We start from the raw sequence: 16,503 nt of genomic DNA on the forward strand, positions 1-16,503 counted from the left end.
GCCAACTTATCCGGCGGACATCCGCCAGCGAGAGAGCCATGCCGATTTCGACCCCACGTCAGATAGAGGACAGCGCGCTGCCGCAACTGCGGCGCCGTGGTTGCGTCCTGTGCGTGCCGGCAGTCTCCGCGGGGAGCGCGCTGTCCCGTCACAATCAACTAGCAGCGTAGCGAGGCAGCGGGATCGTCCCTCTGTCTTGAACGCCAGAGAGACGATCCGCCAGGCTGATGTCCCATCCGGGACACTCCGATCAGATCCGTCTCTCTGTTTGCACCACCGGACTTGCGCGGCGTCACGCCGTGCAAGTCCCGATCATTGCAGCGCCACGCCGGCGCGGCAGGGTCATGCATGAACGAGTGAGGAGGATCACATGCGAGCCGATCCCTATCAGGAGCGCGCGAGGCAATTGGCGATCGAGGCCGGGCTCGATCCGGATGCACGGGTCGAGCGGCCCGGGCAGCGATCGATGCCGCTGTGGTGCACGTTCCGCGACGCCGCGCGCAAGGAGCAGCTGGCGCGCGAGGCCACGGCGCTGGGCGACACGGTCGCGAGCCGGCCACAGGCCGCGCAGTATCAGAACAGCCCGCTGAAGGTGTTTGGCCGTCACGAGGATGCGACCATCGCGCAGATGAGGAGCTGCATGGCGGTCGGCAATGCCGTGGCCGGGGTGATCTGCGCCGACGGCCATCTCGGCTATGCCCAGCCGGTCGGCGGCGTGATCGCCTATGAGAAGCAGATCAGCATCTCCGGGGTCGGCTTCGACATCGGCTGCGGCAACATGGCGGTCCGGCTCGACACGCAGTTCGGCGCGATCGAGGACAAGGTCGGCACCATCATAAAGGATGTCGCCAGGGTGATCTCGTTCGGCGTCGGCCGCAAGAACGCCGAGCGGGTCGAGCATGAGCTGTTCGACGACGCCGATGCGTGGCGCTGCTCCGACATGGACGCGTACCGGCAGAAGGCGGTCGGGCAGCTCGGCACGGTCGGGTCGGGCAACCACTATGTCGATTTGATGCGCGACGAGGCCGGCTTCGTCTGGATCGGCGTGCATTTCGGCAGCCGTGGTCTCGGCCATACTTCGGCGACGCGCTACCTCAAGGCCGCCGGCGGCAAGGACGGCATGAACGTGCCGCCCGCCGTGGTCGACGAGGACTCGGAGGTTGGGCAGCGCTACATCGCCGCGATGCAGCTCGCCGGGCGCTACGCCTATGCGGGACGCGAGTGGGTGACCGAGCGCGTGCGCCAGATCATTGGCGGTGCGGTCACCGACAGCGTGCACAACCACCACAACTATGCCTGGCGTGAGACCCATGACGGGCGTGACCTGTGGGTGGTGCGCAAGGGCGCCACGCCGGCCTTTCCAGGCCAGCGCGGTTTCGTCGGCGGCTCGATGGGCGACGACGCCGTCATCATCGAGGGCGTGGAGTCGGAGGAGGCCAAGGCCTCGCTGTACTCCACGGTGCACGGCGCCGGGCGGCTGTTCGGGCGCAGGGAGGCCAAGCGGCGCTTCACGCGCGACGAGATGGACGCCTGGCTGCAGGGCCGCGGCGTCACCCTGATCGGCGCCGATCTCGACGAGAGCCCGATGGCCTATCGCCGTCTGCCCGAGGTGCTGGCCGAGCACGCCGGCTCGGTGAGGGTGGTGCATACGCTGCGGCCGTTCGCCGTGGTGATGGCGGGCGAGGGCGAGTTCGATCCGTTCAAGGATTGAGCCTCTCGTAGCCCGCATGAGCGCAGGCGACATGCGGGTCCGCACGTGCAGTTCGTGAGACCCCGGATGTCGCTCCGGCCTGCGCCCGCAAGGCGCCGGCCTTTGCTCATCCGGGCTACGCGATTGCGCAACGATGACGGAGACACGATCATGACCGGGCTGACCTGGCACGCCGACAATATCGAGACGATTGCGAACTTCTTCTCCACTGCCGAGTGCGAGGACTACATCCGCTTGGGCGAGCAGATGGGCTTCGAGGAGGCGACGTTGTTCGCGCCGCGCAGCGTCAAGGACTATCGCAACAACGATCGCGTCATCGTCGACGATACCGAGCGCGCGCAAGGGCTCTATCAGCGGCTCGCCGGCCATCTCGCACCGTCGTTCCAGCATCGCTGGCAGCCGGTCGGGCTGAACGAGCGGCTGCGGCTGTATCGCTATGATGTCGGACAGAAGTTCGAATGGCATCGCGACGGCCATTTCGAGCGTGACGATGGCGAGCGCAGCCAGTTCACCTTCATGATCTATCTGAACGATGATTTCGAAGGTGGCACGACGTCGTTCTGCGACGACACCGGCCTGATGCCGGATGGTCCGTTCCGGATCATTCCGAAGAAAGGCATGGCGCTGCTGTTTCATCACCCGATCATGCATCGCGGCGATCCCGTGACGAAGGGGCGCAAATACGTGCTGCGGACGGACGTGATGTATCGGCGGAGCAGGTGAGGGGGCGCGTCGCACAAGGCGCGCGCTCTCCGTTCGTCACTCCGGGGGGCGCGTAGCGCGAGCCCGGAATCCATAGCCACAGGCCGTCGTGTGGTGCGAGGTGCTTGTGGCGTCTGTCTTCGACCAACCACCGCTCGGGCTATGGATTCGGGGCTCATTCGCGCTGCTCCAAAATGGCTTCGCCATTTTGCGCTTGAACGCCCCGGAATGACGGCGGAGAGGAGTTTAGCGACGAAGCCCGCATGAGCCCCGGCGACATTCGGGCCCCGGCGAAACAAAAAGGGCGCGGCTTTCGCCGCGCCCTTCGTATCTCTTGAGGAGGCTGGACCTTAGAAGTCCATGCCGCCCATGCCGCCGCCCGGAGGCATTGCGGGGCCGCCGGCGTTCTTCTTCGGCAGCTCGGCGACCATGGCTTCGGTCGTGATCAGCAGCGCAGCCACGGAGGCGGCGTTCTGGATCGCGGCGCGAACCACCTTGGTCGGGTCGATGATGCCCTTGGAGACCAGGTTGCCGTACTCGCCGGTCTGGCTGTCGAAGCCGTAGGCGTACTGGTCCTTCTCCAGGATCTTGCCGACGATGACCGAGCCGTCCTCGCCCGCGTTGATCGCGATCTGGCGGGCCGGGGCGGAGAGCGCCTTGCGGACGATCTCGATGCCGGTCTTCTGGTCGTCGTTCTTGGTGCGCAGGCCCTTGAGCTGCTCGGAAGCACGCAGCAGGGCGACGCCGCCGCCCGGCAGGATGCCTTCCTCGACAGCCGCGCGGGTCGCATGCATCGCGTCATCCACGCGATCCTTGCGCTCCTTGACCTCGACCTCGGTCGCGCCGCCGACGCGGATCACCGCGACGCCGCCCGCGAGCTTGGCCAGACGCTCCTGCAGCTTCTCACGGTCGTAGTCCGAGGTGGTCTCCTCGATCTGCGCCTTGATCTGCTGAACGCGCGCCTCGATGTCGGCCTTCTTGCCGGCGCCGTTGACGATCGTGGTGTTCTCCTTGTCGATCATCACCTTCTTGGCGCGGCCGAGCATGGAGAGGTTGACGTTCTCGAGCTTGATGCCGAGGTCTTCCGAGATCGCCTGGCCGCCGGTCAGGATCGCGATGTCCTGCAGCATGGCCTTGCGGCGATCGCCGAAGCCCGGCGCCTTGACGGCCGCGACCTTCAGGCCGCCACGCAGGCGGTTGACGACCAGGGTGGCCAGCGCCTCGCCCTCGACGTCCTCGGCGACGATCACCAGCGGCTTGCCGGTCTGCACCACGGCCTCGAGCAGCGGCAGCAGCTCGTTCAGCGAGGAGAGCTTCTTCTCGTTGATCAGGATGTAGGCGTCATCCATCTCGACGCGCATCTTGTCGGCGTTGGTGACGAAGTAGGGCGAGATGTAGCCGCGGTCGAACTGCATGCCCTCGACCACGTCGAGCTCGGTCTCGAGCGACTTGGCTTCCTCGACGGTGATGACACCCTCGTTGCCGACCTTCTTCATGGCGTCGGCCAGGAACTTGCCGATCTCGGCGTCGCCGTTGGCGGAGATGGTGCCGACCTGGGCGATCTCGTCGTTCGACGTGACCTTCTTGGAGTTCTTGACGAGGTCTGCAACGACCGCCTCGACCGCGAGGTCGATGCCGCGCTTCAGATCCATCGGGTTCATGCCGGCGGCAACCGCCTTGGCGCCTTCGCGCACGATGGCCTGGGCCAGCACGGTCGCGGTGGTGGTGCCGTCGCCGGCCGCATCAGCGGACTTGGAGGCGACTTCGCGCACCATCTGTGCGCCCATGTTCTCGAACTTGTCGTCGAGCTCGATCTCCTTGGCGACGGTGACGCCGTCCTTGGTGATGCGGGGAGCGCCGAACGACTTGTCGAGGACGACGTTGCGGCCCTTCGGGCCGAGCGTGACCTTGACGGCATTGGCGAGGATGTCCACGCCGCGCAGCATGCGATCGCGGGCGTCGACGCCGAACTTAACGTCTTTTGCTGACATATTGGGTTTCCCTGAGTTGAATTGGTCGTCTCACCCTGGGCAGGGCGCCCGCAGGCGCTCCTCAGGGTGAGCGTTGAGCGGGTTGGCTTAGGCGGCCTTCTTCTTCGACGCGGTGTCGGTGAGCACGCCCATGATGTCGCTTTCCTTCATGATCAGCAGCTCCTGGCCGTCGATCTTGACCTCGGTGCCCGACCACTTGCCGAACAGCACGCGATCACCGACCTGGACGTCGAGCGGGACCAGCTTGCCGCTCTCGTCGCGGGCGCCCGGGCCCACCGCGATCACTTCGCCCTGCGAGGGCTTCTCCTTGGCCGAGTCGGGGATGATGATGCCGCCAGCGGTCTTCTCTTCGGCGTCGATGCGCTTGACCACGACGCGGTCGTGAAGCGGACGGAAAGCCATACAGTCCTCCTAAGCTATTGAGGCGATTGTCAGTTTCTGGAATTTTGGCAGTCGGTGCCGGCGAGTGCCAGCACGTGGGCTGGATTTAGGGGAGAGCATTCAGCCGGACAAGGGCTTGTAGCAGAAAAATTAGCAGTCAACTGCGGGCTCTGCCAAAGCGTTCCGATAGCGTTAACGGGAGCGGAACGAACCATGAAACCCCGTATTAGCACCTGGGCTAAGTGGCTGCTAATGCAGCATTTTTCAACATGTCGTTAAACATTTAAGCTTGAGATGGGTTGAGGACATGCGTCACATTTCTTGGCAGTGAGCGCATCTTTGCCGGGTGGCTCCATCCCGGTTGGCCACACGGACATGCGCTCCAGAAACGGAGGTTGGCATGGTGTCGAAGGTTGAGGTTTCCGAGGACTTTCGGAAACAGGTGCTGGGTTACGGGCTGACGACGGCGCAGATCCTGTATCGGATGCCGGATCACCGCTCGCTGCTGCAGACCTACGTCTGGCAGAACTACGACCTGTTTCCGAAATTCCCCGCGCTGCAGGACTTCCTGGCGTTCTGGCAGGAGAAGATCGAGGGTCCGCTGTACTCGGTCACGGTGGCGCATTCCAAGCTGATCAAGCCGGCCGAGCTGCGCGCCGTCGACGGCGTGTTCCGGCTGCATTGAGGCCGACGCGTAGCCCGGGTGAGCGAAGCGATATCCGGGTTCAACGCGGACGCGCGTGAGTCCCCGGATGTCGTTTCGCTCATCCGGGTTAAGCGCTGCCTCGGCCCTGTTGAGGTCGTCGATCGGTCGAACCGCAAAGCGGCAGGTTGTGCTATCCTCGCGTGCGAGGACACGCAGGGAGAGCGCCATGGCCAAGAAGAGCCGCACCGCCAAATCAGCATCACGCGCCGCCGCGAAAGCCGCGCCGCGAAAAACCGCAAAGACAAAGCCGACGGCGAAGACCGCCTTCGCGGCGCCTGCCAAGCCGGGAAGGGTGGCGAAACCCTCGGCGCGCAAGGCGCTCGCGAGCAAGGGGCGACCAGCGCCGGCGCCGCGCCGGCGCAAACAGAAGGTCGCCATCAGCCATCACCGCGAGGAGGACTTCAAGGCCGACGGCTTGCGCGCCTATGCTGTTTACCGCGACCTCGGCATCGCCGACGCGACTCACGGGCTGGCGCGCGCGCATGTCATCCGCATGCTGCCGCCATGCAATCCGCAGGAAGTCTCCAAGCTGCACACCCATGCGGTCGACTTCCAGATGGTCTATGTGCTCAAGGGCTGGGTGAAGAGCTACCTCGAAGGCGTCGGCGAGACGCTGATGCAGGAGGGCAGCTGCTGGACTCAGCCGCCGAAGATCCGGCACATGATCCTCGACTATTCCGACGACGTCGAGCTGCTGGAAGTGATCCTGCCGGCCGACTTCAAAACCGTCGAACTGTCGACGTAAAGCCGACAGAAATGGATGGAAACATTTGCGTGCGATGGACGGCGGTCGCATCGCGCGTGTGTGTTGACATCCGGTCTCGCGTCACTGGGACGGATGGGCCGGCGACGAATCCGTAAGAGGTGTTCGCCGCGGGCTTGCGTAAAGGCGTACCCGTCCCGTTGCCGCGCTTCGTCGTTCAGTTCGCTCCCACGATCCCGCGCGCGCCTCGCACGCGCGCATCGATGCAGCCCCGCATCGCCAACGCGGGCGCCGGTTCGGCTTCAGGTGCCGCCCATCGCGAGGACATCGACTGGCTGCGCGCCATCGCGGTGCTCTCCGTTGTCGCATTCCATTTCGAGGCGCCGGCGATCTTCGGCGGCTTCGTCGGCGTCGACATCTTCTTCGTCATCTCCGGCTACCTGATCACCGGCATCATTGCCGCGGAGATGGCGGCGGGCCGCTTTTCGTTCGCGCAATTCTACGAGCGGCGGGTGCGGCGGCTGCTGCCGGCGCTCTACGCCATGGTGGCGTTCGCAGCGATCCCGGCGTCGCAGGACATGCTGGGCTCCGAGCGCGCCGAGTTCTTCCGTTCCGCGGCCGCCGTCGTCACCTTCACCTCGAACATCTTCTTCTGGCAGCAGTCCGGCTATTTCGACCACGCCGCGGTCGAGAAGCCGCTGCTGCACACTTGGTCGCTCGCCGTCGAGGAGCAGTTCTATCTGGTGCTGCCCGTCGTGGTCTGGGCCGTGTTGCTGATAGCGCGCGGGCGACGGCAGGCGCTGCCGGTCACGCTGGCGCTGCTGGCTGTTGGTTCGTTCGCGCTCGGTCTGCTGCTGATGCGAGGCGGCGCGTCCGCGAGTGCGTTCTTCCTCAGCCCGCCGCGCGCCTGGGAATTCCTGCTCGGCGGCCTGGTCGCGATTTCCGGACTTCCCGCACCGCGGCCGGGTTTCGCCCAGCGCGGCGCCCGCGCGCTGTCGCTGCTGCTGATGGCGGTGCCGATTCTGGCGCTGCGCCCCGGACCGGGTTTCCCCGGCGTCGACGCGCTCGCGCCATGCCTTGGCGCGGCGCTGTTCCTGTGGAGCGGCGTCGGCGTGGCCAATGTGCCGCGCAGCCGGCTGTCACCGCTCGGCGTAGCGGCGTTCGTCGGCCGCATCTCCTATTCGCTGTATCTGTGGCACTGGCCGCTGTTCGCCTTCGCGCGCTTCGCCAAGCCCGGCCTGGCGCTCGACGGCTGGGAGCGGGCGGCGTTGTTCGCCCTCACGGTCGCGGTCGCCACGCTGTCCTGGCGCTTCATCGAGCAACCGTTCCGCAATCGCCAGCTCGCAGCGACCCCGCGCGCGGCCTTCGGTCTTGCGGCGCTGGCGAGCCTGCTGCTGCTGGCCGGCAGCGGCGTCGGCCTGCTGCGCGCCGGTGCCGTGTCGGACGCCGACCGCGCGGCGCAGCGGCTGGACGCCTACAACGCCTACGACATGAAGCCGGTCTATCGCTACGGCACCTGCTTCACGACGCCGGACGGGCGCGTGCCCGGGGATTGTCTCCGTCCGGTGAGCGGCAAGGTCAACGTGCTGCTGTGGGGCGACAGCTTTGCGGCCCACTACTATCACGGCCTCGCCGCGAGCATCGATCCGCAGGCCGTCAACGTCATGCAGGCGAGCCAGCCGACCTGCATGCCGACCTTCAGCGCGGAGACGCAGGGGATCGCGGCCTGCCGCGCCCTGGCAAGCCAGATGCGCGACTATTTCGTGACGGCGCGGCCCGATCTCGTGGTGATGTCGGCGGACTGGCTCGAGAACGCCCGCCCGCCGCGCTTTGCCGGCATGGTGCGCGATCTCAGGCTGACGCTGGCGCGTCTCAGCGAGGCCGGCATTCCGGTGGTGCTGCTCGGTCCCTCCGTGCAATTCCGGGCGCGGCTGCCCTCGATGCTGGCGCGCGCTACCTTGCGCGGCGTGGCGCCGGATCCCGTTGCGTTCGTCCGGTCCGACATCTTTGCGCTGGATCAGGCGATGCAGGCGGCGCTGTCGACGAGCGAAGGCCTGTCCTACATCTCGATCCTGTCGGCGGTCTGCGAGAACGGCCGCTGTCCGCTCACGGTCGGCGACGTCCCGCTGTCGTTCGATCATGCGCATCTCACGGCGCAGGGCTCCCAGCTCGTGATGGCGAGGATCGTGCCGCAACTGCTGCCGATGACGACCGAGCTCAGCTCACGTCAGCAGCCCGACGATCGCACCCATCAGGCAGGTGGTGAGGGTGCCGGAGACGATTGATTTGAGGCCGAGCGCGTTGATCTCGTCGCGTCGTGTCGGAGCCATCGTACCGAGTCCACCGATCATGATGCCGAGGCTGGCGAAGTTGGCGAAGCCGCACATCGCATAGAGCATGATCAGCCGCGCGCGCGGATCGAGCGCCGTCGCATCGAGCTTCGCCAGCTCGACATAGGCGATCAGCTCGTTGAGCACCGTCTTGGTGCCCATCAGGCTGCCGGCCGTGACGGCCTCCGACCACGGCAGGCCCATCAGCCAGCACACCGGCGCCATGACGAGGCCGAGCAGCCGCTGCAGCGAGATGTCGGCGCCGCCGATGGCGGGCAACAGCGAGAGGATCGCGTTGGCAAGATGCACCAGCGCGACCAGCACCAGCAGCAGCGCGACGATGTTCATCAGCAGCTCGAGCCCGGCGCTGGTGCCCTTGACGATCGCGTCCATCGTCGAGGTGGCCTGCGTCTCCTCGCCGAGCGCGCCGCCGGTGAGTTGCTTCGACGTCTCCGGCACCATGATCAGGCTGATCAGGATCGACGCCGGCGCGCCGAGCACCGAGGCGATGACGAAATGCGCGGCGGCATCGGGGATCAGCGGCGCAAGCAGCGTGGCGTAGAGCACCAGCACGGTGCCGGCGATTCCGGCCATGCCGCCGGTCATGACGAGAAACAATTCGCTGCGTGTCATCTGCGCCAGATACGGCCGGATGAACAGCGGCGCTTCCACCATGCCGAGGAACACGTTGGCGGCGGTCGACAGGCCGACGGCGCCGCCGACGCCGAGCGTGCGCTCCAAGAGCCAGGCCATGCCGCGCACCAAGGGCGGCAGCACCCGCCAGTAGAACAGCAGCGTGGTCAGCACGCTCATGACCAGCACGATCGGCAACGCCTGGAAGGCGAGCACGAAATCGGCGCCGGGCGCCTTGAGGTCGAAGGGCAGGGCGCCGCCGCCGACATAGCCGAAGACGAAGGAGGTGCCGGCCCGCGAGGCCGACGAGATGGCGCCGACGACGTCGTTGATGGCGCCGAAGGCGCGGGCAACCGCGGGGACCTTGAGCAGGACGAGCGCGGTCAGGATCGTGACCACGAGGCCAAGCGCGGCCTGCTTCAGCGACACCGCGCGCCGGTTCTCGCCGAGCGCCCATGCGATCGCGAGCAGCGCGACGATCCCGAATCCCGATTGCAGCTGCAGCATCAGATCCCCCGAACCCCGTTTCATTATGAGCGCAGGGAACAGCCGCGCGCAATGCCGTGCGGCCATGCGGGGCTTGCGATTGACAAGCAGTTGGGCCTGCGTCACGCAGGCGCCACCATGTCGTCCACCGTCCCGATCGGCGCGCGCGATCTCTTGAAGCAAAGCGCGTTCCTGTTCTTCCTCTCGTCCCGCAGCCTGTCGCGCTTTGCGAGCCAGATCGCCGCAGTGGCGATCGGCTGGCAGATCTACGATCTCACCGGGCGTGCCTTCGATCTCGGCATGGTCGGGCTGATCCAGTTCCTGCCGACGGCGCTGCTGGTGTTCGTCGCCGGCAGCGCCGCCGACCGATTCCAGCGCAAGCGCGTCGTGCAGCTCTGTCAGCTCGTCGAGGCGCTGACGGCGCTCTATCTGTGCTGGGGCGCCTACGCCGGTCAGCTCGGCGAATTCGAACTGTTTGCTGCGATCTTCGTGCTCGGCATTGCCGGGGCGTTCGAGAGCCCCGCGACTGCGGCGCTGCTGCCGCTGATCGCCCCGGCAGGCACGCTGCAGCGGGCGAGCGCACTGTCGAGCGGGGCCGCGCAACTCGCGACCATCGCCGGTCCCGCCATCGGCGGCTTCGCCTACGCGGTCGCGCCGGGTCTACCCTATGGCATCATGATGCTGTTCTGGATTGCCGGCATGGGGCTGACCGGCCTGATGCAGGTACCGGAGGACGTTCCGGTCGAACGGATCAACGGCAGCAAGGCCGACCTGTTCGCTGGCGTCCGCTTCATCCGCGCCCATCCTGCGATTCTCGGCACCATCTCGCTCGATCTGTTCGCGGTGCTGCTCGGCGGCGTCACGGCCTTGCTGCCGATCTATGCGCGCGACGTCCTTCAGGCCGGGCCGTTCGGGCTCGGCGTGCTGCGCGCAGCGCCCGCGGTCGGCGCGCTGGCGATGACGGCGGTGCTGGCGCGCTACACCATCCGGCGGCGCGTCGGCCTGCGCATGTTCCAGGCGGTGATCGTGTTCGGCGCGGCGACGGTCGTGTTCGCCGTCTCGCATGTGATGTGGATCTCGGTCGCTGCGCTCGCCATTCTCGGTGCCGCCGACACCATCAGCGTCGTGATCCGCTTCTCGTTGGTGCAGCTCGCGACGCCCAACGAGATGCGCGGCCGCGTCGGCGCGGTGAACTTCCTGTTCATCAACGCCTCCAACCAGCTCGGCCAGTTCGAGAGCGGCATCACCGCCGCGCTGCTCGGCGCCATGCCCGCCGCCATCCTCGGCGGCGTCGGCACCATCGCGGTCGCGCTTCTGTGGATGAAGCTGTTTCCCGAGCTGCGGAAGGTGGAGCGGTTGGAGTAGGAGTCGTGGAGGCACCCTGCCGTAGGGTGGGCAAAGCGGCCGCCCGAAGGGCGGCAGCGTGCCCACCATTGAGCGGCATCATGAGCGGCCAGACGGTGGGCACGGCGCCATTGCTATCTCGTTTGCCGAGACAGCGCGTCAGCGCCTTTGCCCACCCTACAAACGGTGGCTAGCCCCGTCCCACGAACGGCATCTTGGTCGCCATCACCGTGATGAACAGGACGTTGGCGTCGAGCGGCAGCGAGGCCATGTAGGCGACGGCGTCGCCGACGGCCTTCACGTCCATGCGCGGCTCCGGCATCATGCGGCCGTCGGGCTGCAGTACGCCGCCGACCATGCGCTCGGTCATCGGCGTCTCGGCGTTGCCGATGTCGATCTGGCCGACCGCGATGTCATAGGCGCGGCCGTCGAGATTCGACGCTTTCGTCAGACCCGTGATCGCGTGCTTGGTCGAGGTGTAGGGCGAGGAGAACGGCCGCGGTGCATGCGCCGAGATCGAGCCGTTGTTGATGATGCGGCCGCCACGCGGCGACTGATCCTTCATGATGCGGAAGGCGTGCTGCGTGCACAGGAACGGCGCGGTGAGGTTGGTCGCCACCACCGACTGCCACTGCTGCAAAGTGAGGTCCTCGAACGGCACCGGCGGCGCACCCATGCCGGCGTTGTTGAACAGCACGTCGAGTCGGCCGTAGGTCGACTTCACGGTGTCGAACAGTGCCGCGATCGAGGCGGGATCGGTCATGTCGGCGGGGACGGGCAGGCTCATGCCCGGCTCGCCGAGCTTCGCGGTCTCCTCCAGCATCTCCTTGCGGCGGCCGACCAGCACCACGGTGAAGCCGCCCTTCATCAGCGCCAGCGATGCGGCGCGGCCGACCCCCGTGCCTGCGCCCGTCACCAGGGCGATCTTCTTTGCCGCTTCAGCCATGTTTCCTCACCTTCAGTTCACGTGTCTTGCAGTGTTCTGCAGTTTCAGTGTTTCGACTCGCTCTGAGTCTTGTAGGGCGGCCTTGGAATGTTGTTGTGCGCCGCGCGCAGGGCCGCCGACCAGCGCGAGCGGAGATCGTGGAAATAGGGCTCGCCGGCCTCGATGCGGTGGTTGAGGTCGGCCTCGCAGGCCTCCGCGCGCACCACCAGCACGTCGATCGGAAGGCCGACGCCGAGATTGGAGCGCATCGTCGAGTCCATCGAGATCAGGCCCGTCTTCAGCGCCTCGTAGAGCTCGACGTCGTAATGCATGGCGCGGTCCAGCACCGGCTTGCCGTATTTGTGCTCGCCGATCTGCAGATAGGGCGTGTCGGTGGTGCATTCGATGAAGTTGCCGGCGGTGTAGACCATGAACAGCCGCATCCGCGAGCCCTTGATCTGGCCGCCGAACAGGAAGGAGACGTCGAACGAGATGTCTTCGGCCTTCAGCGCCGGGCCTTCGGTGGCGTGCACCATGCGGATCGCCTTGCCGATGCGCTGTGCGGCCTGAAACATCGTCGGCGCGTTCATCAGGGTCTCGACCTCGCCGGTCTCGGGGTCCTCCATCCCTTCGGTCAAGGTCGAGAGCACGGACTGGCTGACGGCGAGATTGCCGGCGCTGGCGACCGCCACGATGCGCTCGCCCGGATTGGAGAAGATGTGCAGCTTGCGGAAGGTCGAGACGTTGTCGAGACCGGCGTTGGTTCGGGTGTCCGCGATCATGACGAGGCCGTCACGCACCAGAATTCCGCAGCAATAGGTCATCTCAGTCCCCTCGAGCCATTGCGCGAATTACTAGCGAAAATCGCCCCTTCGTCCAACCCCGCACTTCCGTAGCCCGGATGAGCGGAGCGACATCCGGGATCTCACGCGCTGTCTCGGTGAACCCGCATGTCGCTTCCGCCTTCGCCCTTGCGGGCTTCGGCGGACAAGCCGCTCATGCGGGCCACGGGAAGACCGGCGGTTCCGGAATTCAGGACTGGCGCTGCGACTGCGATTGCGACGGACCGCCGCGGCCGACCTGCTCGACCTTCACCTTCACGGTGAGCGTTTCGGTCCCGCCGCCATAGCGGGTGCCGCGCACCGGGGCGGCGCCGAGATAATCGAGCCCGATGGCGACCCGGACATGGGCGTCGGTGGTGCAGATGCAGTTGGCGGCGTCGAAACCGACCCAGCCGAGATTCGGCACATAGGCTTCCGCCCAGGCATGGCCGGCTTCTTGGTGCACTGCACCATCAGAGCGCAGGAAGTGGCCGGACACAAAACGCGCGGGGATGCCGGCGGCGCGCGCGCAGGCGATGAAGATGTGCGCATAGTCCTGGCAGACGCCGCGCTTCAGCACGAAGGCTTCCGCCGCCGAGGTGCCGCTGTGGGTCGGATCCTCGTCGAAGGTCATGTGCTCGTAGACCTGCACCATCAGGGTGTGCAGAAGACCGAGCACGTCGCTGTCCGATTCCGCGCGCAGATCGCGCACGACGGCAGCCATGGCGGCATTGGCAGCCGTGAGGGGTGTCTGCCGGAGGAAGAAGCTGGGCGGGAAGCGCTCGTCCGCTCCCTTCAACACGCCGCCGGTGTCGTGCGTCTCGACCAGGCCTTCGGCCGTGATCGTGAGGTCCTCGAGTGCGCCATGGGTGATCACATGGGTGACGTTGCCGAATGCGTCTTCATGCATGTCGAGGCGGGCATCGGTCGACACGTCGATCTGCCACTCCGCCACATATTGGCCGTCATTGCTGCCGGGCGTCATGCGGATGATCTGGATGGCGCCGGTCGCCGCCGGCTCGTAGCGGTAGGTGGTGGAATGGGAGATACGCAGGCGCATGGCGGTCGACCAGTCTTCGTCAGATGTGCTGTCCGCGGTAGCTCGTTTCACCTCTCCCTGAAAGGGGGAAGGAGGACCCCTCGGGCGAAGGGGAGGGCGCCCGGCGCCGGACGTGGTCTCGCAGACACAGGCCGACGGCCGCCCATCGCTGTTTCCGCTGCGCTCCGGGCGCTCAGATCAGATACTGCTTGGTGATGATCTCTCCAAGTCGCGAATTGTCGGCGATGAACTCCTGGATGAACTCGTGCACGCCGCGCTGGAAGATGTCGTCCATGTTGGAGTGGTCGAGCCGGTTGCGGACGCCGCGGGCATGGCGCTGCGCCGCCCCCTGGCGGCCATAGGCGACGCCAATCTGGTCGAGATTGCGGACGAGGTTGCCGTAGCAGCTCGCCAGCGAGCGCGGCAGCGTGTCGTTGAGGATCAGGAGGTCCGCGATCAGCCAGGGCTTCAGCGTCTCGCGATAGACCCAGTGATAGGCCGTGAGCGCCGACACCGAACGCAGGATCGAGGTCCATTGATAATAGTCCAGCGGGCCGCCGACATGCTCGTCCTCGGGCAGCAGCACGTGATATTTGACGTCGAGAATACGCGCGGTGTTGTCGGCGCGCTCCAGATGCAGGCCGAGCCGCGAGAACCAGTACGCGTCGTTGCGCAGCATCGTCCGGTAGGCCGAGCCGTCGAAGCGCAGCGAGGTCTCCTGCACGAAGCGCAGGAAGCGCGCGAGATCCTCGCGGGTCTTGGTGCCCTTGCTCCAGACTTCCTGCAGCTCGATCCAGGAACCGTTGAGCGTGTCCCACATCTCCGAGGTGAGCGCCGTGCGCACCGAGCGGGCATTGAGACGGGCGGCCTCGATGCAGTTCTTGATCGAGGACGGGTTCGACGGATTGAACGAGAGATATTCGACGACGTTCTGCTCGTTGGCCTCGGAGTAGTGCTCGTAGAAGCTGACATTGACGCCGGCGGTCATCAGCGCCGACTCCCACTCGTTGGTCTTGCCGATATAGGCCGCGGGAAGGGCGGTGACGCGCAAGGTGGCGTCGATGGTGCGGGCGAGATACTCGGCGCGCTCGACGTAGCGAGCCAGCCAGTACAGGTTTTCGGCGGTGCGCGACAGCATGGGCAATCTACAAGCTGCGGAGTGATCCCGCCTCGGTGGCGGGAAAGGCAAGTATGGATCGAAGGTTTGTGAGGCGAGGCTTACTCATCCAGCACCCATGTGTCCTTGGTGCCGCCGCCCTGGCTGGAATTGACCACCAGCGAGCCTTCCTTCAGTGCCACGCGGGTGAGGCCGCCCGGCACGATGGTGGTGTGGTCGCGTCCGGTGAGCACGAACGGGCGCAGGTCGACATGGCGCGGCGCCAGCCCTGACGTGACGCAGGTCGGGCAGGTCGACAGCGCCAAGGTCGGCTGGGCAATGAAGCCCTCGGGCTCGCGCTTGAGCTTGTCGCGGAACGCCTCGATGGTCGCCTTGGTGGCGGCCGGGCCGATCAGCATGCCGTAGCCACCCGAGCCGTGCACCTCCTTGACCACGAGTTCGCCGAGATGGTCGAGCACGTAGGACAGATCCTGCGGCTCGCGGCAGCGCCAGGTCTGCACGTTCTTCAGGATCGGCTCCTCGCCGAGATAGAACTTCACGACGTCCGGCATGTAGGAGTAGATCGCCTTGTCGTCGGCGATGCCGGTGCCGACCGCGTTGGCGAGCGTGACGTTGCCGGCGACGTAGGCCGACATCAGGCCGGGCACGCCGAGCGCCGAGTCGGGGCGGAAGGTGAGGGGGTCGAGGAAGTCGTCGTCGACGCGGCGGTAGATCACGTCGACCCGCTTCAGCCCCTCGGTGGTGCGCATGAACACCTCATCGTTCTTGACGATGAGGTCGCGGCCCTCGACCAGCTCGATGCCGAGCTTGTCGGCGAGAAAGGAGTGCTCGTAGTAGGCGGAGTTGTAGATGCCGGGCGTCATCAGCGCCACCGTCGGCTCGGCCGAGGCGCTGAGCGGCGCGACCGAGCGCAGCGCCGACAGCAACTCGTCCGGATAGCGCTCGACCGGCGCGACGCGGTGGCGCGCGAACAGGTCTGGAAACAGCCGCATCATGATCTCGCGGTTTTCCAGCATGTAGGACACGCCGGATGGCGTGCGCGCGTTGTCCTCGAGCACGATGAAGTCGTTGGCGTCGACGCGGACGATGTCGATGCCGGCAATGTGGACGTAGACGTCGTGCGGCACGTCCTGCCCGTTCATCTCCGGGCGGAACACGGGATTCTGAAAGATCAGGTCATCCGGCACGACGTTGGCGCGCAGGATGTCCCGGCCGTGATAGATGTCGCGCAGGAACATGTTCAGCGCCTTGACGCGCTGCTTCAGCCCCTTTTCCAGTAGCGCCCATTCCTTGCCCGACAGGATGCGCGGAATGACGTCGAACGGGATCAGCCGCTCCTGCGCCTCCGCCTCGCCATAGACCGCGAAGGTGATGCCGATTCGCCGGAACAGCAGCTCCGCCTCGTGGCGGCGATACTCCAGCGCCTCCGGCGGCGTTTCCTTCAGCCACCGCGACAGCTCCTGATAAGCCTGACGGACCTCGCCGCCCGGCTCGTTCATTTCGTCGAACGCAACTGCCATAGATGCCCGTGTGTCCCAGCCTCGCCATACACTGCATGACTCTGCATGACGGTAGCAAGGGCCGGGCCAGCGCGATATGCATTCTCCTGCGGCA

The 16,503-nt window shown here is 66.2% G+C and carries 14 protein-coding genes; 6 read left to right on the forward strand and 8 right to left on the reverse strand.

Annotation, left to right across the window (positions count from 1 at the left end):
- Window positions 1–370: 370 nt before the first annotated feature.
- A complete protein-coding gene (locus QX070_RS13010; RefSeq protein WP_315737445.1) occupies window positions 371–1,711 on the forward strand; it encodes an RtcB family protein in 1,341 nt (446 codons plus the stop codon).
- 150 nt (window positions 1,712–1,861) lie between these two features.
- Window positions 1,862–2,434, forward strand: a complete 573-nt coding sequence (locus QX070_RS13015; protein WP_315737446.1) for a 2OG-Fe(II) oxygenase — start codon at window positions 1,862–1,864, stop codon at window positions 2,432–2,434.
- A 329-nt stretch (window positions 2,435–2,763) separates the two neighbouring features.
- On the opposite strand, the gene groL is transcribed toward QX070_RS13015, so the two are convergent.
- Window positions 2,764–4,404, reverse strand: a complete 1,641-nt coding sequence (gene groL, locus QX070_RS13020; RefSeq protein ID WP_315714737.1) for a chaperonin GroEL — start codon at window positions 4,402–4,404, stop codon at window positions 2,764–2,766.
- Between the two features lie 87 nt (window positions 4,405–4,491).
- Window positions 4,492–4,806, reverse strand: coding sequence for a co-chaperone GroES (gene groES, locus QX070_RS13025; protein WP_008966485.1), 315 nt, complete (start codon window positions 4,804–4,806; stop codon window positions 4,492–4,494).
- A gap of 379 nt (window positions 4,807–5,185) precedes the next feature.
- On the opposite strand from groES, the gene QX070_RS13030 reads away from it, so the two are divergent.
- The 3 genes from QX070_RS13030 (at window position 5,186) to QX070_RS13040 (ending at window position 8,479) form a co-directional block, all read left to right on the forward strand.
- Complete coding sequence (locus tag QX070_RS13030) at window positions 5,186–5,470, forward strand: usg protein (protein WP_315714735.1); 285 nt, start codon at window positions 5,186–5,188, stop codon at window positions 5,468–5,470.
- 187 nt (window positions 5,471–5,657) lie between these two features.
- Complete coding sequence (locus QX070_RS13035) at window positions 5,658–6,236, forward strand: cupin domain-containing protein (protein ID WP_315737447.1); 579 nt, start codon at window positions 5,658–5,660, stop codon at window positions 6,234–6,236.
- Between the two features lie 221 nt (window positions 6,237–6,457).
- Complete coding sequence (locus QX070_RS13040; protein WP_315737448.1) at window positions 6,458–8,479, forward strand: acyltransferase family protein; 2,022 nt, start codon at window positions 6,458–6,460, stop codon at window positions 8,477–8,479.
- On the opposite strand, the gene QX070_RS13045 is transcribed toward QX070_RS13040, so the two are convergent.
- Window positions 8,417–9,664, reverse strand: coding sequence for a NupC/NupG family nucleoside CNT transporter (locus QX070_RS13045; RefSeq protein ID WP_315737449.1), 1,248 nt, complete (start codon window positions 9,662–9,664; stop codon window positions 8,417–8,419). The genes QX070_RS13040 and QX070_RS13045 overlap by 63 nt on opposite strands.
- 117 nt (window positions 9,665–9,781) lie before the next feature.
- On the opposite strand from QX070_RS13045, the gene QX070_RS13050 reads away from it, so the two are divergent.
- Window positions 9,782–11,008: an MFS transporter gene (locus QX070_RS13050; protein ID WP_315737450.1), complete on the forward strand. Its 1,227-nt coding sequence runs from the start codon at window positions 9,782–9,784 to the stop codon at window positions 11,006–11,008.
- Between the two features lie 169 nt (window positions 11,009–11,177).
- On the opposite strand, the gene QX070_RS13055 is transcribed toward QX070_RS13050, so the two are convergent.
- The 5 genes from QX070_RS13055 to QX070_RS13075 form a co-directional block, all read right to left on the reverse strand.
- Window positions 11,178–11,933 carry an SDR family oxidoreductase gene (locus QX070_RS13055; RefSeq protein WP_315737451.1) on the reverse strand — a complete coding sequence of 252 codons (756 nt, stop codon included), beginning with the start codon at window positions 11,931–11,933 and terminating at the stop codon, window positions 11,178–11,180.
- Window positions 11,934–11,977: 44 nt separating this feature from the next.
- Window positions 11,978–12,736: a peptidase gene (locus QX070_RS13060; protein ID WP_284419127.1), complete on the reverse strand. Its 759-nt coding sequence runs from the start codon at window positions 12,734–12,736 to the stop codon at window positions 11,978–11,980.
- Between the two features lie 208 nt (window positions 12,737–12,944).
- Window positions 12,945–13,793, reverse strand: coding sequence for a transglutaminase family protein (locus QX070_RS13065; protein ID WP_315737452.1), 849 nt, complete (start codon window positions 13,791–13,793; stop codon window positions 12,945–12,947).
- Between the two features lie 172 nt (window positions 13,794–13,965).
- Complete coding sequence (locus tag QX070_RS13070) at window positions 13,966–14,910, reverse strand: alpha-E domain-containing protein (protein ID WP_315737453.1); 945 nt, start codon at window positions 14,908–14,910, stop codon at window positions 13,966–13,968.
- An 80-nt stretch (window positions 14,911–14,990) separates the two neighbouring features.
- Entirely contained in the window at window positions 14,991–16,409 is a 1,419-nt protein-coding gene (locus tag QX070_RS13075) for a circularly permuted type 2 ATP-grasp protein (RefSeq protein WP_315737454.1), read from the reverse strand.
- Window positions 16,410–16,503: the final 94 nt, after the last annotated feature.

This window comes from Bradyrhizobium sp. SZCCHNR1093 (genome assembly GCF_032381175.1).
Taxonomy (GTDB): Bacteria; Pseudomonadota; Alphaproteobacteria; order Rhizobiales; family Xanthobacteraceae; genus Bradyrhizobium.